General features: G+C 37.3%; 21 protein-coding genes and 1 other annotated feature. Of the genes, 6 read left to right on the plus strand and 15 right to left on the minus strand.

Annotation, left to right across the window (positions count from 1 at the left end; translation table 11 throughout):
- Positions 1-59: 59 nt before the first annotated feature.
- From AC4BC5_RS06775 to AC4BC5_RS06815, 9 genes are all read right to left on the minus strand, one after another.
- Complete coding sequence (locus AC4BC5_RS06775; RefSeq protein ID WP_490497354.1) at positions 60-611, minus strand: RNA polymerase sigma factor; 552 nt, start codon at positions 609-611, stop codon at positions 60-62.
- A gap of 104 nt (positions 612-715) precedes the next feature.
- Entirely contained in the window at positions 716-1,255 is a 540-nt protein-coding gene (locus AC4BC5_RS06780) for an NYN domain-containing protein (protein ID WP_490497355.1), read from the minus strand.
- Positions 1,252-2,085: a 23S rRNA (guanosine(2251)-2'-O)-methyltransferase RlmB gene (rlmB, locus tag AC4BC5_RS06785; RefSeq protein WP_490497356.1), complete on the minus strand. Its 834-nt coding sequence runs from the start codon at positions 2,083-2,085 to the stop codon at positions 1,252-1,254. Before rlmB ends, AC4BC5_RS06780 begins: the two co-directional genes overlap by 4 nt.
- A gap of 55 nt (positions 2,086-2,140) precedes the next feature.
- Positions 2,141-3,082 (minus strand): ferrochelatase, encoded by a 942-nt coding sequence (gene hemH / locus AC4BC5_RS06790; RefSeq protein WP_490497357.1) that lies wholly within the window; start codon positions 3,080-3,082, stop codon positions 2,141-2,143.
- A gap of 19 nt (positions 3,083-3,101) precedes the next feature.
- Positions 3,102-3,494: a Mini-ribonuclease 3 gene (locus AC4BC5_RS06795; protein WP_490497358.1), complete on the minus strand. Its 393-nt coding sequence runs from the start codon at positions 3,492-3,494 to the stop codon at positions 3,102-3,104.
- Positions 3,491-4,900, minus strand: a complete 1,410-nt coding sequence (cysS, locus tag AC4BC5_RS06800) for a cysteine--tRNA ligase (RefSeq protein WP_490497359.1) — start codon at positions 4,898-4,900, stop codon at positions 3,491-3,493. The genes AC4BC5_RS06795 and cysS overlap by 4 nt, the downstream gene beginning before the upstream one ends.
- Complete coding sequence (epsC, locus tag AC4BC5_RS06805; RefSeq protein ID WP_490497360.1) at positions 4,872-5,426, minus strand: serine O-acetyltransferase EpsC; 555 nt, start codon at positions 5,424-5,426, stop codon at positions 4,872-4,874. Before epsC ends, cysS begins: the two co-directional genes overlap by 29 nt.
- Before the next feature lie 298 nt (positions 5,427-5,724).
- Positions 5,725-5,922, minus strand: a binding site (T-box leader).
- The gene (gltX, locus tag AC4BC5_RS06810) at positions 5,922-7,379 is read right to left on the minus strand and encodes a glutamate--tRNA ligase (protein WP_490497361.1); all 1,458 of its coding nucleotides are present in this window, start codon (positions 7,377-7,379) and stop codon (positions 5,922-5,924) included. (Overlaps the previous feature by 1 nt.)
- Before the next feature lie 273 nt (positions 7,380-7,652).
- Positions 7,653-8,084 carry a YxeA family protein gene (locus tag AC4BC5_RS06815; RefSeq protein ID WP_490497362.1) on the minus strand — a complete coding sequence of 144 codons (432 nt, stop codon included), beginning with the start codon at positions 8,082-8,084 and terminating at the stop codon, positions 7,653-7,655.
- A 639-nt stretch (positions 8,085-8,723) separates the two neighbouring features.
- Between AC4BC5_RS06815 and AC4BC5_RS06820 the strand changes: the two genes are divergently transcribed.
- Complete coding sequence (locus AC4BC5_RS06820) at positions 8,724-9,170, plus strand: helix-turn-helix domain-containing protein (RefSeq protein ID WP_490497363.1); 447 nt, start codon at positions 8,724-8,726, stop codon at positions 9,168-9,170.
- 76 nt (positions 9,171-9,246) lie between these two features.
- Here AC4BC5_RS06820 and AC4BC5_RS06825 read toward each other — a convergent pair whose 3' ends face one another.
- The 4 genes from AC4BC5_RS06825 to AC4BC5_RS06840 all read right to left on the minus strand — a co-directional run bounded on the left by AC4BC5_RS06825 (position 9,247) and on the right by AC4BC5_RS06840 (position 13,557).
- On the minus strand, positions 9,247-10,365 hold the full coding sequence (locus tag AC4BC5_RS06825; RefSeq protein ID WP_490497365.1) for a PIN/TRAM domain-containing protein: 1,119 nt from the start codon (positions 10,363-10,365) through the stop codon (positions 9,247-9,249).
- 79 nt (positions 10,366-10,444) lie between these two features.
- Positions 10,445-11,815 carry a DNA repair protein RadA gene (gene radA / locus AC4BC5_RS06830; RefSeq protein WP_490497366.1) on the minus strand — a complete coding sequence of 457 codons (1,371 nt, stop codon included), beginning with the start codon at positions 11,813-11,815 and terminating at the stop codon, positions 10,445-10,447.
- A gap of 11 nt (positions 11,816-11,826) precedes the next feature.
- Entirely contained in the window at positions 11,827-12,330 is a 504-nt protein-coding gene (locus AC4BC5_RS06835; protein ID WP_490497515.1) for a dCTP deaminase/dUTPase family protein, read from the minus strand.
- 243 nt (positions 12,331-12,573) lie between these two features.
- Positions 12,574-13,557 (minus strand): P1 family peptidase, encoded by a 984-nt coding sequence (locus tag AC4BC5_RS06840; protein WP_490497367.1) that lies wholly within the window; start codon positions 13,555-13,557, stop codon positions 12,574-12,576.
- A 261-nt stretch (positions 13,558-13,818) separates the two neighbouring features.
- On the opposite strand from AC4BC5_RS06840, the gene proB reads away from it, so the two are divergent.
- The 3 genes from proB (at position 13,819) to AC4BC5_RS06855 (ending at position 16,142) form a co-directional block, all read left to right on the plus strand.
- A complete protein-coding gene (gene proB, locus AC4BC5_RS06845) occupies positions 13,819-14,619 on the plus strand; it encodes a glutamate 5-kinase (RefSeq protein ID WP_490497368.1) in 801 nt (266 codons plus the stop codon).
- A 2-nt stretch (positions 14,620-14,621) separates the two neighbouring features.
- A complete protein-coding gene (locus tag AC4BC5_RS06850; RefSeq protein WP_490497369.1) occupies positions 14,622-15,866 on the plus strand; it encodes a glutamate-5-semialdehyde dehydrogenase in 1,245 nt (414 codons plus the stop codon).
- A 72-nt stretch (positions 15,867-15,938) separates the two neighbouring features.
- Positions 15,939-16,142 (plus strand): hypothetical protein, encoded by a 204-nt coding sequence (locus tag AC4BC5_RS06855; protein WP_490497370.1) that lies wholly within the window; start codon positions 15,939-15,941, stop codon positions 16,140-16,142.
- 45 nt (positions 16,143-16,187) lie between these two features.
- On the opposite strand, the gene AC4BC5_RS06860 is transcribed toward AC4BC5_RS06855, so the two are convergent.
- Complete coding sequence (locus AC4BC5_RS06860) at positions 16,188-16,880, minus strand: PASTA domain-containing protein (protein ID WP_490497371.1); 693 nt, start codon at positions 16,878-16,880, stop codon at positions 16,188-16,190.
- A 174-nt stretch (positions 16,881-17,054) separates the two neighbouring features.
- Here AC4BC5_RS06860 and AC4BC5_RS06865 point away from each other — a divergent pair, with 174 nt between their 5' ends.
- On the plus strand, positions 17,055-17,552 hold the full coding sequence (locus AC4BC5_RS06865; RefSeq protein WP_490497372.1) for an FUSC family protein: 498 nt from the start codon (positions 17,055-17,057) through the stop codon (positions 17,550-17,552).
- A 45-nt stretch (positions 17,553-17,597) separates the two neighbouring features.
- On the opposite strand, the gene AC4BC5_RS06870 is transcribed toward AC4BC5_RS06865, so the two are convergent.
- Positions 17,598-18,416: a ZIP family metal transporter gene (locus AC4BC5_RS06870; protein WP_490497373.1), complete on the minus strand. Its 819-nt coding sequence runs from the start codon at positions 18,414-18,416 to the stop codon at positions 17,598-17,600.
- A gap of 402 nt (positions 18,417-18,818) precedes the next feature.
- Between AC4BC5_RS06870 and AC4BC5_RS06875 the strand changes: the two genes are divergently transcribed.
- Entirely contained in the window at positions 18,819-20,441 is a 1,623-nt protein-coding gene (locus AC4BC5_RS06875) for an ABC-F family ATP-binding cassette domain-containing protein (RefSeq protein WP_490497374.1), read from the plus strand.
- The last annotated feature ends 50 nt before the right edge of the window (positions 20,442-20,491 follow it).

Consider the following 20,491-nt stretch of genomic DNA (forward strand, 5'->3'; position numbering starts at 1 on the left):
AATAATGAACAAACTTTTATCCATTGTGCACAAAGTATACCAACAAACCTGCGTATTGGTTATGATTTTAATTTTTTTAAATGTTGTGTAATTTTACGTTTCGAACGATCATAGGCACTACGAAGCGCTCGTTCAGAAGCAATACTGGCATGATTGCCTAAGACATACACTGCGAACGCTTCTTTCTCAAGTGCTGATAATAAATCTTGACATTCATCTAATGTTTCTTGCACAAGAATATGGTCTAAAGGACTATCCACCATACTGTAATCTGTAGATAGTTCATTGCCTTCTTGTAAAAATTTTTGCTCATATGATACGGTTTGTTGATTGCTTTTACGTTTATACGCACATTCTTTTCGAACAAAACTACGTATACGATTTTCAAATGCTCGTTTAAAAAAAGCCCCTAATGTTGTACCAAATCCAGGTTCAAAACTTTGTAAGCAATCGTGAAAGGTAATCAACCCTTCTTGAAGCCAATCTTGGTCGTCAAAATCACGTAAAAAATATTTGTTACGGATACTATAAACGAGGGGACGATAATGTGAAAATAATTCTCTTAATGCGTCATCATCGCCCTTTTTTGCTTGTCGAATTAACTGCTGCATAAAAATAAAAGCTCCTTTCATCAAGTGATGAAAAGAGCATAACATGATTATTTTTCAAATTCTCTCATTGATTGCGTCAAATTTTGACCATTTCTTATCTACTATTACTTATTTCGGGGTTTTTTTTGACTTAATTCTTTCAATTTTTGTTCTAATACGCTTAACTGCTTTTCATCCCATGGAGAATTACGGCGATAATTAGTAAAGTGGATGTCTTGTTGGTGCTGATGAATCGTTTTTTCTGTTTTTTCAACTGTTTTATACAACTCACGAGCAGAAGTCCGTAAAGCACCTTGAGAAAAAACAACCCATTGTTCAGCTAAATCACTTGTCGCAACGGTCACTTGAGTTAAACGATTGTTTAATTCACCCGCCACACGTTCAATATAACTATCTGCTGTCTCGCCTTCTTCTGTAAAAATAACTTCTAATTGGTACTTCGTATAGTTTTGTGTAATCCCAGGAACCAATTGTGCGTCAAAAACCACAATCACACGAATATTTTCATATTTTGCAAAGTTAGATAAACGTTGTAGCAATGCTTCACGGGCATCTTCTAAGCGATCTTGATTTTTTAGTGTTACTAATTCCGGCCAAGCACCAATCATATTGTATCCATCTACTAGTAACAGTTGTGTTTTCATAGACTATCGCCTCGTTGACGAAAAGCTTCGTACATCAACAAACCAGCTGCGACTGATGCATTTAAACTTTGGACGTGACCAACCATTGGGATTGTCAACATTTCATCAACTTCTTTTTTCAAGCCTTCACTCATGCCACGACCTTCATTCCCAATGATTAACGCAATAGAACCTTGTGCGTTCCATTTTGAATAAGGCGTTCCTTGCATGTCGGTACCAAAGATCCAAAAACCTTTTTCTTTTAACTCTTTGATTGCTTGATGAATGTTTGTCACACGAGCAACTGGTACATGCTCAACCGCACCTGTAGATGTTTTGACAACTACTGGCGTAATTCCAACTGCCCGATGTTTAGGAATAATAATACCATCTACCCCACTGGCATCGGCTGTACGTAAAATCGAACCAAAATTATGTGGGTCTTCCAAATTATCTAAAATCAAATAAAACGGATTTTCTTTGCTTTGTTCCATTAGTTCAGCTAGTGATAAATATTCATATGGCGTAATCGCTAGAATTAAGCCTTGATGTACGCCTTGATTGCTCATTTGATCTAGTTTTTGTTTTGGTACCCATTTAATCGGCACAGATTGCTCACGCGCAACTTCTTTTAATTCGTCAATCTTATCACCACGGGCATCCTCTGAAACAAATAACTTATTGCCACGACCTTGTTTTAATGCTTCAACAACTGCATGGTGTCCAAAAACAAAGTTCTCATCGATTTCTTCATCAGTTCGGACGGTCGGCTTATCTTCACGCCCATTTGGTCGACGTTTGTCGTTGTGCTTATCGTTGCGACGACGATCATTTTTAAAATTTTTCTTCATTGTTCTTCATCCTTTTTATAAAAAGCCCACCCCAGAAAACTGAGGCGGCGTTTCATTAATTTGTTGCTAATTGTTTTAAAATTTCTGCTAATTGTGGATCATCATTAAATGGTGGGAGATAATAAAATTCTTCGCCACCGTTTTCCATGAAATATCCTTTGTTTTCTTCTTCTAATTCTTCAATCGTCTCTAAACAATCCGCTACAAATCCTGGTGCAATGACTAATACTTTTTTAATCCCTTGTTTGGGAAGGTTCGTCAGGGTAGCATCTGTTGCTGGTGTCAGCCATTCAGCAGGGCCAAATTTGGATTGATAGGTTTGATAAAAAGGGATTTCGCCAATCTGTTGCATAATTAGTTCCGTTGTTCGGGTACATTCACTTGGATAATTATCGCCATCGGTCACATAAGAAACCGGAATACCATGATAACTAAACAGCAACGCATCCACAGCTTGTTGTTCCAGTTGCGTTTTGATTTTCTCCGCAAAATATTGAATATACAGCGGATGATCGTAAAATGAACGAACAAAATGCAAATTAACAATTTTATCGCTCTTAACAAAATAGTTCATGACATCATCAAAAACCGAGCCGACTGTTGTACCTGAATACTGGGGATACAGTGGTAAAATAGTTAAGTCATCAATCCCATCCGCTAGTAACTGGTCAATGGCTTCTGGAATAAATGGATGGCTATACGACATGGCTAATGCAACGGTTGTATCAGGCAATAACTCTTGTAAATATGCTTGTTGTTGTTTGGCGTATATTAATAAGGGCGAACCTTCTTTACGCCAAATACTTTCATACAACTTTGCTGATTTTTTAGGGCGTGTGCGCAAAATAATGCCATTTAAAACTGGTTTCCAAATTGCTGCCGGTGTTTTAATCACACGCGGATCAGACAAAAATATTTTTAAATACTCTCTTACATGTGTCGTAGTGGGACTTTCAGGTGTTCCCAGATTCACAATTAGAATCCCTTTTTTCGTCATGTTACTCTTCCTTCTGCTTCTATTTTTGTTCAGCGACTTTTTCAATACACCACTGAATCAATTCTTCCAATCGTTCTTTTTGTTCAGTCAGATGTAAATAGCCCATTAATGCTTCAAATCCAGTTGAAATACGATAAGTGGTAATATCTGCATTTTTAGCACTTGTATGACTTTTACTATTTCTACCCCGACGATAAAAGTCTTGCTCTTCGGTCGTTAAAATATCTTCCTCTAACATTTTTTGTATTAAAGCTGCTTGGGCTTTCGCTGAGACATAGTGAGTCGCCATACGATGTAGTTGATTCGGACGAGTTTGACCTTGCGATACAAGATAGTCACGAATATACACTTCGTAAATTGCATCTCCCACATATGCTAATGCTAAACCATTTAATTGTCGATAATCTCTCATGATTCTTTTCTCCATCGTGTTCCTTGTGGGGTATCTTCTAAAAGAATCCCTTGTTCCTTCAACAAGTCACGGATTTCATCGCTACGACTAAAGTTACGATCTTTCCGTGCTTGATTGCGTTCTTCAATTAAAGCGTCAATTTCTGAGTCTACCAATTCTTCTTGGAAAACAATACCAAAAATTTCTAATAATTGGGTAAAGGTTGTGCGAGCTTTTTCTAAAACAGTTTGAGAAACCTCTGATTGTTCACTGTATAGATTTAACCACTTCGCTAATTCATAGACAACTGTAATCCCATTTGCGGTATTAAAGTCATCATCCATCTCTTCTATAAAACGTTCAACTAAGGCTTGGATTTCTGTGATTTTTTCCGAATCGCTTGGCAAAGAATGTTGAGCATCTGCTAAACGGAATCCTGCATTTTCATAAGCTGTCCGTAATCGTTGTAGATTAGTTGTCGCTTCTTTCAATGTTGTTTCGCTATAGCGAATAGGACGACGATATTGTGTGGTTGCCATAAAGAAGCGTAAAACTTGTGGGTCAATTTGTTTAACCATTTCATGAACTGTAACGAAATTACCTAGGGATTTACTCATCTTTTCATCGTCATCACCAATGGTTACATACCCATTATGCATCCAATAATTTGCAAAGTTTTTGCCTGTTTTTGCTTCACTTTGGGCAATCTCATTCTCATGATGTGGAAATTCCAAGTCTTGTCCACCTCCATGAATATCAATGGTATCCCCTAGTAATTTCGTTGCCATTACCGAGCATTCAATATGCCAGCCTGGACGACCTTTTCCCCATGGTGACTCCCAAGAAATTTCTTCTGGTTTTGCTGATTTCCATAGAGCAAAATCTAGTGGATCTTCTTTGATTTGTTGTTCTTCACCAGTACGCTGACTGGCACCAATTTCTAATTCATCAATCGATTGGTCACTTAGTTTTCCATAAGATTCAAATTTACGTGTTCGGTAATAAACATCGCCTTCGACTTCATAAGCATACCCTTTATCGATCAGAACTTGAATGAAATCAATAATATCATCAATATGATCCATGACACGTGGATGAGCGCATGCAGGTTTGACATTCAAGGCTTGCGTATCTTCGGTAAATGCCTCGATAAAACGCTCTGCGACTTCAGGTGCCGTAATTTTTAATTCTTTTGCTGCTCGAATAATTTTATCGTCAACATCCGTAAAGTTAGAGACATAATTGACCTCATACCCTCGAAATTCTAAATAACGACGTATCGTATCGAAAGAAACCGTACTACGACCATTCCCAATATGGATATAGTTATAAACGGTTGGTCCGCAAACGTACATTTTCACTTTTCCCTCTTCTAGAGGATAAAACGTTTCTTTTGTTCTACTCAATGTATTGTAAATCTTGATCATTCGTAATTTTTTCTCCTTTCATTCGGACAACTTTCGCTGGTACACCAACGGCAGTTGCATCAGCTGGAATATCATGTAATACAACAGCTCCAGCACCGACTTTTGCTCGTTCACCAATCGTTACAGGTCCTAAAATTTGAACATGAGCGGAAATTAGAGCCCCTTTTTTAACCGTTGGATGACGTTTCGTTTTATGTTTTCCTGTACCACCTAAAGTGACATTATGATGCAAAATCACGTCATCTTCGACTTCGGCTGTTTCACCAATCACCAAACCCATCCCATGATCAATAAAAACGCCTTGACCAATTTTTGCTCCAGGATGAATTTCAATACCGGTCATAAACCGCCAGAATTGTGCATTCATTTTTGCTAATAAATACCATTGATGTTGATATAAAAAATGAGAAATACGATGCCAAAATAACGCATGAATTCCGGGATAAGTCAAGATGACTTCTGCAGTCGAACGGGCGGCTGGATCATTGTCTTTTACCGCTTGGACAGCTCGTTTTAGCCAACTCATGTTCATTCACCTTCTTTGTTTGTTTTTTTATCTACTAATTTTCAACTGTATCAAGAACTAAAAATTTTCCGAAAAGCACTGTGATTCGGGTGTTGGGACTACCCTCGCTTCGCTCTGCTAGTGCTGTTCATCATCAACTCTCTGCTCCTTACAGTCGCTGAGTCGTTGTGATTCGGGGGAAAGGGGACTACCCTCGCTTCGCTCTGCTAGTGCTGTTCATCATCAACTCTCTGCTCCTTACAGTCGCTGAGTCGTTGTGATTCACAGCAAAAAGCGTCTTTTAAATAGGTTTCCCTATTTAAAAGACGCTTTGGGCGTGGTTCCACTTTTATTTGCAGAATGTCTCTGCCTCATGTAAGCGTAACGGGCTTTGCCGTCTTTGGTTTTTACCAAAGCCACTCCCAGGTGCATTTCCAAGTCCTTAATGATTGCTTTCACCAACCGCAATCTCTCTTGAAAAAAGGAAACTTGTACTTCGTCTGTTCACTGTGTTTATTATAAAACTTGATTTAAATGTGCTAGTGCTTTTTCTTTTCCTAATAATTCAACTGTATCTGGTAATTCTGGTCCGTGTGTTTGTCCTGAAACAGCTACACGAATTGGCATAAACAGGTTTTTACCTTTAATGCCAGTTTCCTTTTGAACAGCTTTAATGGCTGCTTTAACAGTTGGTGCATCAACAACTTCCATTGCTTCTAATTGTGCTTTAAAAGCTTGTAAAACAGTTGGTACGGTTTCACCTGCTAAAACTTCCTTAGCTGCTTCATCCAATACTGGATGTTCTGTAAAGAATAGATTAGACACTTCAACGATTTCTGCTGCATAACTCATTTGTGGTTGGTATAAGCTGACAACTTTTTTCAACCATTCTAAACGTTCTGGTGTTGGATTTTCTTCCATACGTCCATCCGCAATTAAATAAGGTGCACACATGTCTGTCAATACGTCTAAATCTAATTGTTTCATGTAATGGTTATTAATCCATTCTAACTTTTTGCCATCAAAAGCTGCAGGAGATTTACTTAAACGATTTGGATCAAACATTTTAACGATTTCTTCTTGAGAGAACAACTCGTCTTCACCCACTGGCGACCAACCTAATAAAGCGATGAAATTAAACATTGCTTCTGGTAAGTAACCTAATTCACGGTATTGTTCAATGAATTGTAGGATTGATTCATCACGCTTACTTAATTTTTTACCTGTTTCTGAATTGATAATTAATGTCATATGCCCAAAACGTGGTGTTTTCCAACCAAATGCTTCATAAATCATCATTTGTTTTGGCGTATTAGCAATATGATCATCACCACGTAACACATGCGTAATTTTCATTTCATGATCATCCACGGCCACTGCAAAATTATATGTCGGCATACCGTCACGTTTTTGGATAACAAAATCGCCACCAACGTTATCTGATTCAAAGACAATTTCACCTTTTACAATATCGTCAAATTTATATTCCACATTTTTCGGTACACGGAAGCGAATAACTGGTTGAATCCCTGCTGCTTCTTTGGCTTGTTGTTCTTCAACAGAAAGATTGGCACATTTACCACCGTAACGAGGAATTTCGCCACGTGCACGTTGCGCTTCACGTTCTTCTTCTAATTCTTCTTCGGTACAATAGCACTTGTATGCACGATTGCTTGCTAATAGTTGGTCAATTAAGGGTTGATAAATTTCTTTACGCTCTGACTGACGGTAAGGACCATATGCACCTGGATTTTCTGGTGATTCATCCCAATTAATGCCTAACCATTTTAAATTTTCTAATTGGCTTTTTTCGCCATCTTCAATGTTACGTTTTTGGTCGGTGTCTTCAATACGGATAATAAATTCACCGTCATTGTGACGCGCATATAAATAGTTAAATAATGCTGTTCGAGCATTTCCGATGTGTAAATGCCCAGTTGGACTTGGTGCATAACGTACACGTACTTTTGTCATTGTCATCTTCCTCTTCTTTTGAATGCGAATGCTAACAATTAGCTTCGATAATAGATTCCTGCTTATCTAAAAAATAAGCCTTTCAGCTAGAATTGTACATTTAATAAGCAGATTAGTAAAGTCAACCGACCAACTAATCCGCTTTTTAAACAACTTTTTCTCTTTCTTTAGACTTTTACTTCAAACCGGAGCTTTATCGACCATCTGATTCTTCAGGTAAATCTTTCTCACGACTATAGACATATACTATATTTAATTTACATACCACCAAAATTAATTGATATTAGATTTTTCAAAACTATTTTGGACATCTTCAGGTATTTCATCCCAAGAAATAAATTCTATTTTATATACATATAAACCCTTATGAGTTACTTTAGCATAATTTTTTCCGTCCGGTGATTGACCACCAGAAAAAGTTAATACGTTTCTATCATCTTCATCAGGAGAGTCGATTACTAATGTAGTATAGTCATCAGGTATCTGGTACCCTTCTCTATTTTTAGCTTTTTCTTCGTCATATTCTGAACCATTATTGTAAGTAACATTAACTGGCAAAACCGCAAAGCCTGTCTTCTTTTCTAATAGGGGGTTTAGTCTATCTAAAATTTCATTATCATATTTTTTACTATTTATAAATAGTAATGCTGAAACTAATACGACCATCACTGAACCAATAATTATAATTATTTTTTTCATCATCATGTTCTCCTATAATTTTTTTGGCTAAATTAATTGTTATATCACACTCTTTAGCTACGTACTCATCAGAATCATACTCTACTGTCCTAAAACAACAGTACACATTTCTGCTCTATTTCAAATGCACAAGTTTAGTAAGCTTGAAGGCCAAAAAAGTCGAAATCCCAGAATGACTTGTAATTCTACCATTCTTATAAAGATATCCCCCTGTTAATGGCTGAATACCAGAAGTAACATACGTAGAAACATCTACTTTAGTACCAACTAAGGTAGGATCCACAAAAATTTTAGCACTAGTTACTTAATAAAATAATACTTCGAATCAACATATTTTATATAACGGAATTACAACAATATCATATAATAAAACCACTTTTTTACAAGCGTTTTCTAACAAAACGTCAAAACCAAACCCTCGTCTACTCTCACGCTGTCTTTTGACGTTTTTATTAAGGTAGTAGATAATTAGCTATTATGGTAGTACATTATTTTTTTATTATACCAATTTTGAAATAAATTTTTTTTCGTCATTGAAATTTAATTGGAATTATCCCATTGCAACGATGCGGTTACAGCTTGCTACAATAAGGTTCTTCCCTAAAACAGCTGTAACAGTTACGATAATAGTCGGAGGTGAACAAATTGGATTTTCACAAAATACTCAAAGAGGAACGCAAAAAACATCATCTTTCTCAAGAAGATTTAGCGAACCGTTTAAACATCAGTCGACAATCCATCTCAAAGTGGGAGCGAGAAAAGGGATATCCCACGATTGAAACCCTTATTCAATTAAGCGATATTTTTAACATTACAATTGATGAACTTTTGAAAGGAGATGTTTATTTGAAAAATAAAATTATTACTGACAGTAAAAAATTAAAATATCCTAAAGTAAAAGCTTGTTTTGATGCGTTGACTGCTTTGGGTGGCATATTGATTATTACCAAAATTGTTTTATTCATTTTGACAAAAGTCACCGGAATGGCATTCACTTTTTATTCAGATTCCTTTCTCTACTCATTCGTCCCGTTAGCATTAATGATTATCGGTTCTATTGGATCAGATATTTTTAAGAACAACTATATCTAAAACTAGCAAAAAAAACTATCCGCACACATAAAAATTGTTCGGATAGTTTTTCAGCAACGAATATTACAGCTTTTTCTTAATTTTCTTTATTGTCAAGTCCGCGACCAGAATGTGCTGGTTTGGCGAAAATCATGCGACCAGCTGCTGTTTGTAACGCACTCGTCACAATGACCTTGATTCGTTCGTTCATGTAGTGTTGACCGTCTTCTACCACAACCATTGTACCATCATCTAGATACGCAACCCCTTGCTGACGTTCAGTTCCAGCTTTCACCACTAAAACTTCCATTGCTTCGCCAGGAATAACAACCGGTTTGACAGCATTTGCCAGAGCATTAATATTTAGAACAGGAACGTTTTGAAACTCTGCAACTTTATTTAAATTGTAGTCATTCGTCACCACGACGCCGTCTAATAATTTCGCTAGTCGTAATAATTTACTGTCAACTTCGGTAATATCTTCAAAATCACCGTCATACATTTCAACCGTAATGCCTTCTTCTTTTTGCAATGCATTTAAAATATCCAAACCACGACGACCACGAACACGTTTTAAACTGTCACCCGAATCAGCAATGTATTGTAATTCATACAAGACAAAATTCGGAATCATGATAACTCCTTCTAAAAAGCCTGTTTTAGCAATATCATAAATACGACCATCAATAATGACACTCGTATCTAATATTTTGTACTTATGAAACGCATCTTCGGATTTACGATCCAACAACTGTTGCTCCGCTTGTGTTTCAGTTTTTTTATTTCTTGAACCAAAGATTTTTTTCCATTCTTCAATACGCGTTGTCCCAATTTGGAATCCTAGATAGCCCAGTAAACACATGACTAAAATCGGTGCCACACTATTTACAAAAGGAACATTCCAGTTATACAACGGGATAGAAACTATTACCCCAATAATTAAGCCAATAATCGTTCCTATTGCACCAAATAATAGGTAGGTTAGACTAAATTCACTTAATTTTTTTTCGATTTTTTTAATCCCAGCTGAAATTTGGTTTACCACTAGCAAAGAAAATAAATAGAAAATAATTGCGCCTAATAAGCTATTGGTAACTGTATTATTTAGCCAGTCATTATTGGTTTGTCCAATAGTATTCCAAGCAAGCGGTAATAAAGATACACCAATGCTTACTCCAGCAATAACCATTAGGACTGTAATGACACGTTTTTGCATATTCCATCCTCCAATTCTCATTCAGTATGTATTCATTTTCTCATACTGAATGAGTTTAATCTACGTTGTTTTAGTTTTCTTAACGAAAAACACGTTTTAAGGCTTCCTCTAATGTCGCTACACCTACCACCTTAATTCCTTTAGGTGGTTCCCAATTTACTAAGTTATTTTTGGGTACATAGACTTTTTTAAATCCTAATTTTTGTACTTCTTTCACTCGTTGCTCAATCGCATTTACTCGTCGAATTTCTCCTGTCAAACCAATTTCACCAATGAAACATTCCGTTGCATCTGTTCCTTTTTCTTTATAACTAGAGGCAATACTCATTGCAATTGCTAAATCAATGGCTGGTTCGTTTAATTTCACACCACCAGCAGCTTTTAAATACGCATCTTGGTTTTGTAACAATAAACCAGCACGCTTTTCCAAGACTGCCATAATGAGTGACACACGATTAAAATCAAGACCCGTAGTTGTACGTTTGGCATTCCCAAACATAGTCGGTGTTACCAATGCTTGAATTTCGACAAGAATTGGACGACTTCCTTCCATTGCTACCACAATTGCCGAACCTGTCGCACCGGCTAAGCGTTCTTCAAGAAAAACTTGTGAAGGATTGGCAACTTCTTCCAATCCGCCTTCACGCATTTCAAAAATACCAATCTCATTGGTTGAACCAAAACGATTTTTGACAGCTCGTAAAATACGAAAACTTTGGTGCTGTTCGCCCTCAAAATACAATACGGTATCAACCATATGTTCTAACATTCGTGGACCTGCAATTGATCCTTCTTTAGTCACGTGTCCGACAATAAAAATTGCAATGCCATTGGTTTTAGCAATTTTTAACAATTCAGCTGTAGTTTCACGAACTTGACTCACACTACCCGCAACACTACTAATATCGGGTTGCGTCATTGTTTGAATCGAGTCAATAATCACATAATCTGGTTCTAAACTTTCGATTGCCCGACTAATATCGTGCATGTCCGTTTCTGCATATAAATAAAATTCATTATCCACCACGCCTAAACGTTGCGCCCGCATTTTAATTTGCTCCGCACTTTCTTCTCCAGAAACATATAGAACTTTGCCACCGGTTGCCGCCAATTGTTGGGAAACTTGCAAAAGTAACGTTGACTTCCCAATTCCCGGGTCACCACCAAGTAATACCATTGAACCTGGTACAACACCGCCACCCAACACACGATTTAACTCGCCTAATTGCGTTTGGACACGGGGTTCTTTTTTCGGTATGACATCTGCTAATTTCATCGGTTGCATTTTTTGTCCAGTTAATGTCGTACGTGTCCGACGATCAGACGTATCTTGAATCTTTTCTTCTACCATTGAATTCCAGCTACCACATTGCGGACACTTTCCTAAATATCGCGGTGAAATGTACCCACAGTGCTGACATTCAAATTGGGTTTTTGCTTTTTTCGCCATCTTGCCCTCCTTTATTTATCAGAAGAACCAAAACCGCCTGTACGTTCACCCATCGTTTCGTCTTGATCGGCTTTTAAAAATGGTAAGAAAATGCCTTGACCAATTCGTTCTCCTTTTTTAATCGTGACATCACGTAAACCAAAATTAGTAAACTGGAACATGATATGTCCCTCGTTTGCTGCATTATTATAATAATCGCTATCAATCACGCCAATTCCATTACTTAAAGCTAAGAAACGTTTCAAGGGATTGCTAGAGCGATTTGCTAATTGCAAGAACTCATCCTCGCCCATGTAAGCTTTAATGCCAGTCGGTACCAATACAGGCTTAATTTTTTTTTCAACTGCTGGGTTGTTTCCAATACTACGTGAGAGCAGTTGCTTCCAAATACTCGGAATCACTACATCCGCTGCTGCTTCAAAATCGTAACCTGCCGCATGGTTGGTTGCGCGTACAGGTAAATTAATGTTTTGTCCTTCAAAACTTGTAACAAGTTCAAATCCTCGTTTTTTCATCATAAACCTCCAATAAATACTATGCTCATTTTAACATAAGTTCGCATAAAAACTGAAAGTTAATGGACTAGAGATTAGCTTACGCAAAAAATACGAAGAAAGTTTGTTTCTTCTGTTGAAAAAACGTAAAACTATGACTAACTTTTTCGCAATTGAGCGACAAGTGGGAAAATAGCTGCATCTACAAATAAGCTGAACGATACTGACTGCATCGTTCAGCTTGTCTGCTAGATAAAAGAAAAGTTAGTCAATCAACTGCAAATAGTCTGTTTCAGAAATTGTTGTGTGTGCCATCGCTTTTAAAATAGCTTCTGAAAGAACATTCGCCGCCAACGTCCCGACCACATTCACATCAACCACCACTTCTCCAAGTGAAAAAGTATAAATCGCATCGCCATCTGCCATCGTATTAACTGGTCGTACCGAACGAGCCAAGCCAGTCCGTGCCATGACTGCAATACGATTCATTTCAGGGGCTGAAAATTTACCATTCGTAAAAATAGCTGCCAACGTCGTATTGGCACCGTTCGTTAACGCTTGTTGTGCCTGAATCATTAAGTCATCTGTTGGTAAAAAATCGCTTCGGTCTGGGGTGACTACTCCCGCTACTTTTTTCCCTGTTTGATAATCGAAAACATCACCCACCGCATTCACGACAACCATTGCACCAATTTGCAGATCCCCCACTTCTACAGCAAAATATCCAATACCAGCTTTCTGACTTTGTGGCATACCACATAATTTCCCAACTGTTGCTCCGGTACCGGCACCAACGCTTCCAGAAAGCGGCTCTTCAGCTGTTTCCGTAGCAACACAAGCCGCATAGCCCAGATCTGCATCCGGTCGAATATTCGCATGACCAATGTTCAAGTCAAAAATACAAGATTGAACTACTAGGGGAACAACGACTTTTCCCACAGCATACCCCATATGACGCTCTTCCAAGTAACGCATGACACCGTCCGAAGCGGCTAATCCATAAGCTGAACCACCTGAAAAAACAACCGCATTGATTGATTTATCATCAGTGAGTGGCGCTAACAAATGAGCTTCGCGACTGGCAGGGCCACCGCCACTAATATCTAAGCCGGCTGTATTATCCTTCGTGAATAAGGCAACAGAGACACCAGTCATACCATCCATACGCTGCACTTGGCCAAAACGTACACCTTCAATAGTACTGATTGGAATAACTTTCCAGTTAAGACTTTGTGTATTATTTTCCATCACTTGTTCCTGCTTTCATTCCAATTTTTTATTGCTATTTTGCCAAAATAATTAGTTATATCAATTGTAAGCAAGTTTATGTTCTTTCGCTAGTACTATTTTGACGGCTTACTCGTAACCAATACGTTGCTAACATGGAACGGAGCTTTTTTGTAAAAAAAAAAATCCTCTCAACTTTTCTGAATTTTGAAAGAATTTACATGACGAAATACCTTTTTGCTAGTACAATAGAAACACTATATAAACTAAAAGAGGTAGCTTATGCGAAAAAATTTACACAAAGCCAAACGTGTCGTCATTAAAATTGGAACCAGTTCCTTAATCTACCCCAATGGCAATATTAATTTAGCTGGTATTGACGAATTGGCATTTGCTTTAACAGATTTAAGAAATCGCGGGAAAGAAGTCATTTTGGTTTCTTCTGGAGCCGTCGGTGTGGGGATGAATAAACTGAACATAGAACGCCGTCCAGCGTCCATTCCTGAACAACAAGCAGTCGCAGCTGTTGGACAAGCAGAACTTATGTCTATTTATGGCCAACGCTTTGGAACCTATAGCCAACAAACAGCGCAAGTCTTATTAACACGTGATGTCATTGAATTTCCGGAGAGTCGCAAAAATGTAGTCAACACCTTGAATCAGTTGTTAAAAATGGGGATCATCCCAATCATTAATGAAAATGATACGGTGGCAGTTGATGAGTTAGACCATACAACCAAGTTTGGTGATAACGACCAACTTTCTGCTATCGTACTACAATTGATTGATGCCGATCTTTTGATTATGCTTTCTGATATTAACGGCTTTTATTCCGATAACCCGACGACGAATAAAAATGCCAAATTGTATTCACGGGTAACAGAAATCAATGATGATTTGTATTCTCGTGCAGGTGGCAAAGGTAGTCAATATGGGACTGGTGGTATGTATAGCAAGCTAAAAGCTGCCCAACGCGTATTAGAAAATCATAGTGCCATGGTCTTGGCAAATGGGAAACGTCCAAAAGTTATTTTTGATATTGTCAACGGCGAAGAAATTGGAACATTCTTTGAGGAGGAATGAGTATGACAGATTTAAACAAATTAGGGCAACAAGCAAAAGAAAGTGCCTATCAACTTGGTTTATTAGATACTGCCTCAAAAAATCAATTATTAGCAAAAATGGCAGACGCACTAGAAGCAAATACGCCTGTAATTTTAGCAGCAAATGCACAAGACTTAGCAAAGTCGGATGACTATGGAATCAAAGAAACCATGAAAGATCGCCTGCGTCTAACCGACGAACGCATCCAAGAAATGGCAGATGGCATTCGCCAAGTCGTTCAATTACCAGATCCAATTGGCGAAGTAGAAAAAATGTGGAAAAATGCAGATGGTTTGATGATTGGCCGTCAACGTGTGCCTTTGGGCGTCATTGGGATTATTTATGAATCACGTCCAAACGTTACCACTGATGCAGCAAGTCTATGTTTCAAAACTGGAAATGCTGTCATTTTACGTGGTGGAAAAGAAGCATTTTATTCCAATCAAATTTTAGTCAAAATTTTACAAGATACGTTAGTCGCAAATAATTTTTCTCCTTATGCAATTCAATTCATTGATGATACCTCACACGCAGTAGCTAACGAATTGATGCGTTTAACGGACTATTTGGATGTCTTAATTCCTCGTGGAGGCGCTGGTTTGATTCAGCGTGTGAAAGAAACAGCGACTGTGCCAGTAATTGAAACAGGTACCGGAAACAATCATGTCTATGTTGATAAAGACGCACAGCTACAAATGGCACTAAACATTACAGTCAATGCTAAAGTGCAACGCCCTTCTGTTTGCAACGCGATTGAAACCTTATTAGTACACCAAGATGTTGCTGAATTTTTCTTGCCAAAATTAGCAGAAACTCTTGAGGGTCAAGTGGAATTCCGTGGCGATGAACGTGCACTGCCATTTTTACCAAATGCCAGTGTAGCGACAGAAGAGGATTGGGCAACAGAGTACCTTGATTATATCTTGGCAGTAAAAGTTGTAGATTCCATTGAAGAAGCCATTGCACATATTAATCATTACAACACCAAACATTCAGAAGCTATCATTACTGACAATTACTTTGCTTCACAAAAATTCTTAAAAGAAGTTGATGCTGCTGCTGTCTACGTCAATGCATCGACACGTTTTACGGATGGCTTTGTCTTTGGATTTGGTGCAGAAATCGGTATTTCTACTCAAAAACTGCATGCACGCGGACCAATGGGCTTACCAGAATTAACTTCAACAAAATATATTGTCTATGGTGATGGACAAATTCGTGGATAATCCTTCTTAAGACGGATGTTTTTCCTGTTTCTTTTTGATAAATTAAGTACAAGAAGAAAAACAGGAGGAAAAATGATGAATAATTCGACAGTGTCAACTATTATTAAGTTAGTAATTGGTTTGATTATCGCAAGTTTTGCTATTAAGATTCTTTTGTCCTTAGTAGGTGGCTTATTCTATGTAGCATTTAGATTTGGAATTCCGTTATTAATCGCCTTCTTTGTTGTCCGTTGGTTAACTGGCGCTAGAAGAGGCAATAATCGTCAATCTTACTAATAACATTCAGATAAAAACAGCTGATCTTTTGAAGGATTAGCTGTTTTATTTTTTCTTTTTAAAAAATAATGATTTTTTAGAACCGACTGTTTTTGGTGTTTTTTCTTCTAATAATTTTTTGCTTTGAGTCAAAACATAATCGTTCACATAATACAATTGAATCATACTGCCTACTTTGACATGTTTATGAAATAAGGCCAATTTAGGATTTGAGTCTACGACAATATTTTCATGAGTATACGCATATTTTTTATGTGGTGTCGCTAGTTTTAAGACCGGCTTTAACCCCTCATTTAATAAAAAAGCTTTTGCTTCTTCCACATTCATGCCAATCACATCGGGTAACTCACGCTGACGTGACTCTGAAATTACTTGCTCATTGACATAATAAAGCTTAATCAATGAACCAATTTTTGCTGTTTTTCCTTTAGGTGAAATGGCAACCACCTCACCATCTGTTTTATTCTGATATTTTTTATTAGGTTGTGCTAAAACCTCTTGTGTAATAAACCCTAGATTTTCCAAAATCTCTTTCGCTCTTGTAACATGTAATTCAATAACTGCTGGAACATCTTTGTATAATTTTTTATTTTCACGTCGATTATCTAATTCTTTTGAAATAATTGGTGCTGTCTCTTCAATTGTTTTATTAATCAATTCTGTAGAATCAGGGATCACACGTAAGACTTTTCCAACTGGTCCGAGAAGTTTTCCGATACGCCCTTCTTTTTTTCCCATCGTTCTTCCTCCTAATAAGAAAATCCGTTCTCATTCCCATTATATCAAAGAATAGTCCTGACGACACTTGCGATAGGTTGAATCTGTCTTTATCAGAAATTTGGTTTTCATTTCATTTTCAGGAAGTTTCTTGATATACTACCAATTATCTAGCAAATTACGGAGGAAGTATTTTTGAAAATCGGGTTACGCACGATCAAGACGGGACTGAGTGTCTTTATTTGTATCTTAATTAGTATTATTTTTCATCGGGAAACATATGTTGTTGCTGCACTTACTGCGGTCTTCACTTTACGTGAGGATATGATTAATACCTTAAAATTTGGTAAACATCGCGTTGTTGGCAATTCCTTCGGTGCAATGTTTTCAATTGTTGCCATCTTTCTTTTTAAATTATTTGGTGATGGCAAGGAAACGCAACTCTTCATCATGCCTTTATTAATTATTTTTATGATTTCGCTTCTATCTCATTTTGGTTATCAAGAAGGAACTGTAGGCGCATGTGCAACATTATTAACGATTTTATTTATGATTCCTGAAACTGAATCCTATCATTATGCGTTTGCGCGGGTAATCGATAGTTTTATCGGTATGTTTGTAGCAATTGGAGTAAATCAAATATTGCCAAACCGAAACATGTTAAAAGACTTGGAAAAACAGTTGAAAAACTGAATTCCAAGTCTTTTTTTCAAATAATTCTTAGTTTTAATTCACCCTTTATCCCAAGGCTACATCTAAAATCATCATAATTACAAAACCTAGCATTGTACCAAATACGCCAAAATGACGTCTTGTAGGTGATGAAAGATGGGCTTCTGGAATTAATTCTTCGACAACAACATAAATCATCGCCCCTGCCGCAAATGCCAAAGCATAAGGCAAAATCATTGTCATTTTGGTTACCAATAAAGCCCCAATAACTCCTGCTATGGGTTCTACAATCCCGGATGCCTGTCCATGAAAGAAAGCTTTCGTTCGGCTTAAGCCTTCTTGTTGTAAAGGAATTGAGACAGCGGCTCCTTCTGGGAAATTTTGAATGCCAATTCCAATGGCTACTGACAATGCCGCTAAAACTGCCGCTCGAGGATCACTGGCGTTAGCAGCTGCGCCAAAAGCTACCCCTACTGCTAATCCTTCAGGGATATTGTGTAAAGTAATTGAAAAGACAAGCAAAATAGTCCGTTTAAAATGGCTTGGAATTCCCTCCGGTTCTTCGTTTTGCCCAAAATGTAAATGCGGTAAAATTTTATCCGCAACATATAAAAATAACCCGCCTAAACCAAAACCAATACTGACTACAAGCCAGGGAATGTCGCCATTTTCTGTTGCCCGTTCAATGGCCGGATCTAATAATGACCAAAAACTCGCCGCAATCATTACTCCCGATGCAAAGCCTAACATCGTACTTAAAACATTTCGATTAATACTTTTAAAGAAAAAAACCAATGCTGCACCTAACGCTGTCATAAAATAGGTAAATCCTGTGCCCACTAATGCCTGTTGCCAAGGTTGTAAACTGACTAACCAATCGACCATTTTTTCCTCCATTATTTTTACTGAATGATATCGCTTTTATTTTAAGGTTAATCCAAAGAAATATCAAGGAAAGGGGATAAAATACTTCATTATCTTCAATAAAGGCTAATAGAATTGAATGCCTCGCATATGAATTTTCCTAGTCAGATTGATTCCAGTGTCCTTTCATTCGTTTCTTACAAATGGAGCAAGTACCAATTGCATTCACCACCCCGATTATTAGTTTTAACCATTGGCTTCCTATCGTTCTGTCTTTGGTCATTCTCTTTAAAATTGTTTTGCTTGCACCTTAAAAAACTAGGAATTCGTGAATTCCAACGCAATACCTTGAAACTTTTGACTATCACCGATATAATGCTAGGAGACCTTAGTCTAGAATACATGTAAAAGTGAGGAAAAGAATTGATTACAGTAAGTGATGTTAGTTTGCATTTTTCAGATCGCAAACTTTTTGATGATGTGAATATTAAGTTTACACCCGGAAATTGCTATGGTTTGATCGGTGCAAATGGTGCTGGTAAATCAACCTTTTTAAAAATATTATCCGGAGAAATCCAACCATCGACAGGGAATGTAGCATTAGGCCCTGATGAGCGTATGGCTGTTTTAAAACAAAATCACTTTGATTTTGAAGAGTATACAGTTATTGAAACAGTTATCATGGGACATAAACGTCTATATGACGTAATGAAAGAAAAAGATGCTATCTATATGAAAGAAGATTTTAGTGACGAAGATGGTATCAAAGCTGCTGAATTAGAAGGCGAGTTTGCCGAGTTAAATGGTTGGGAAGCTGAACCAGAAGCTGCTGTTTTACTACAAGGGTTAAATATCCCAGAAGAATTACACCAACTTTACATGAGCGAATTAACAGCTGGACAAAAAGTCAAAGTGTTATTAGCACAAGCGCTATTTGGCCAACCAGACGTTCTATTACTAGATGAGCCGACCAACGGATTAGATATTCAATCAATCGCTTGGTTAGAAGAATTTTTAATTAACTTTGAAAATACAGTTATCGTAGTCTCTCATGACCGCCACTTCTTAAACAAAGTATGTACGCATATGGCTGATTTAGATTTTGGTAAAATTAAATTATATGTCGGAAACTACGATTTCTGGTTAGAATCAAGTCAATTAGCTGCGAAATTACAATCGCAATCAAATGCGAAAAAAGAAGAACAAATCAAAGAATTACAAGAATTTATCGCACGATTTTCTGCGAATGCTTCAAAATCGAAACAAGCGACTTCTCGTAAAAAAATGTTAGATAAAATTACTCTAGATGATATCCAACCTTCTTCTCGTCGTTACCCATTCGTTGGTTTCAAACCTGAACGCGAAATTGGCAATGACTTATTACAAGTAGAGAATGTTAGTGTAACCATTGATGGTAAAAAAATCTTAGACAATATCTCATTTACCTTAAATAAAGACGATAAAGTAGCCTTTGTCGCTAACAACGATATTACAACGACTACTTTATTTAAAGTAATTATGGGCGAGTTAACACCTGATACAGGAACTGTTCGTTGGGGTGTCACAACAAGCCAATCTTACTTACCAAAAGACCCTAGCGCAGAATTTGATAATGATTTAACGATTTTAGATTGGTTACGTCAATATGCCAGCAAAGAAGAAGATGACAATACTTTCTTACGTAGTTTCTTAGGAAGAATGTTATTCTCTGGCGATGAAGTCTTGAAAAAAGTCAACGTCCTATCTGGGGGCGAAAAAGTCCGTTGTATGTTATCAAAAAACATGCTGTCAAAAGCCAACGTCTTGGTTTTAGATGATCCAACCAACCACTTAGACTTAGAATCAATTTCAGCGTTGAACGAAGGGTTAATGGCCTTTACAGGTTCATTATTATTTGCTTCACATGACCATCAATTTATCCAAACGTTAGCTAACCGCATTATCGTGGTCTCTGCTAATGGAATTGTGGATCGTGCAGAAACAACTTACGATGAATTCTTAGAAAATGCAGATTTACAAAAACGTGTAGCTGCGCTGTACGAATAAAAAAACTATGATATAGATAAAAACAAGAAAAAAATAGCCAGACTATTTAG

This window comes from Enterococcus sp. AMC2644, from assembly GCF_058216475.1.

Excerpts from the sequence above, each read along its gene's own strand:
- AC4BC5_RS06775 (WP_490497354.1), bottom strand. The coding sequence starts at position 611 with ATGCAGCAGTTAATTCGACAAGCAAAAAAGGGCGATGATGACGCATTA.
- AC4BC5_RS06780 (WP_490497355.1), bottom strand. The coding sequence starts at position 1,255 with ATGAAAACACAACTGTTACTAGTAGATGGATACAATATGATTGGTGCT.
- rlmB (WP_490497356.1), bottom strand. The coding sequence starts at position 2,085 with ATGAAGAAAAATTTTAAAAATGATCGTCGTCGCAACGATAAGCACAAC.
- hemH (WP_490497357.1), bottom strand. The coding sequence starts at position 3,082 with ATGACGAAAAAAGGGATTCTAATTGTGAATCTGGGAACACCTGAAAGT.
- AC4BC5_RS06795 (WP_490497358.1), bottom strand. The coding sequence starts at position 3,494 with ATGAGAGATTATCGACAATTAAATGGTTTAGCATTAGCATATGTGGGA.
- cysS (WP_490497359.1), bottom strand. The coding sequence starts at position 4,900 with ATGATCAAGATTTACAATACATTGAGTAGAACAAAAGAAACGTTTTAT.
- epsC (WP_490497360.1), bottom strand. The coding sequence starts at position 5,426 with ATGAGTTGGCTAAAACGAGCTGTCCAAGCGGTAAAAGACAATGATCCA.
- gltX (WP_490497361.1), bottom strand. The coding sequence starts at position 7,379 with ATGACAAAAGTACGTGTACGTTATGCACCAAGTCCAACTGGGCATTTA.
- AC4BC5_RS06815 (WP_490497362.1), bottom strand. The coding sequence starts at position 8,084 with ATGATGATGAAAAAAATAATTATAATTATTGGTTCAGTGATGGTCGTA.
- AC4BC5_RS06825 (WP_490497365.1), bottom strand. The coding sequence starts at position 10,365 with ATGCAAAAACGTGTCATTACAGTCCTAATGGTTATTGCTGGAGTAAGC.
- radA (WP_490497366.1), bottom strand. The coding sequence starts at position 11,815 with ATGGCGAAAAAAGCAAAAACCCAATTTGAATGTCAGCACTGTGGGTAC.
- AC4BC5_RS06835 (WP_490497515.1), bottom strand. The coding sequence starts at position 12,330 with ATGAAAAAACGAGGATTTGAACTTGTTACAAGTTTTGAAGGACAAAAC.
- AC4BC5_RS06840 (WP_490497367.1), bottom strand. The coding sequence starts at position 13,557 with ATGGAAAATAATACACAAAGTCTTAACTGGAAAGTTATTCCAATCAGT.
- proB (WP_490497368.1), top strand. The coding sequence starts at position 13,819 with ATGCGAAAAAATTTACACAAAGCCAAACGTGTCGTCATTAAAATTGGA.
- AC4BC5_RS06850 (WP_490497369.1), top strand. The coding sequence starts at position 14,622 with ATGACAGATTTAAACAAATTAGGGCAACAAGCAAAAGAAAGTGCCTAT.
- AC4BC5_RS06855 (WP_490497370.1), top strand. The coding sequence starts at position 15,939 with ATGATGAATAATTCGACAGTGTCAACTATTATTAAGTTAGTAATTGGT.
- AC4BC5_RS06860 (WP_490497371.1), bottom strand. The coding sequence starts at position 16,880 with ATGGGAAAAAAAGAAGGGCGTATCGGAAAACTTCTCGGACCAGTTGGA.
- AC4BC5_RS06870 (WP_490497373.1), bottom strand. The coding sequence starts at position 18,416 with ATGGTCGATTGGTTAGTCAGTTTACAACCTTGGCAACAGGCATTAGTG.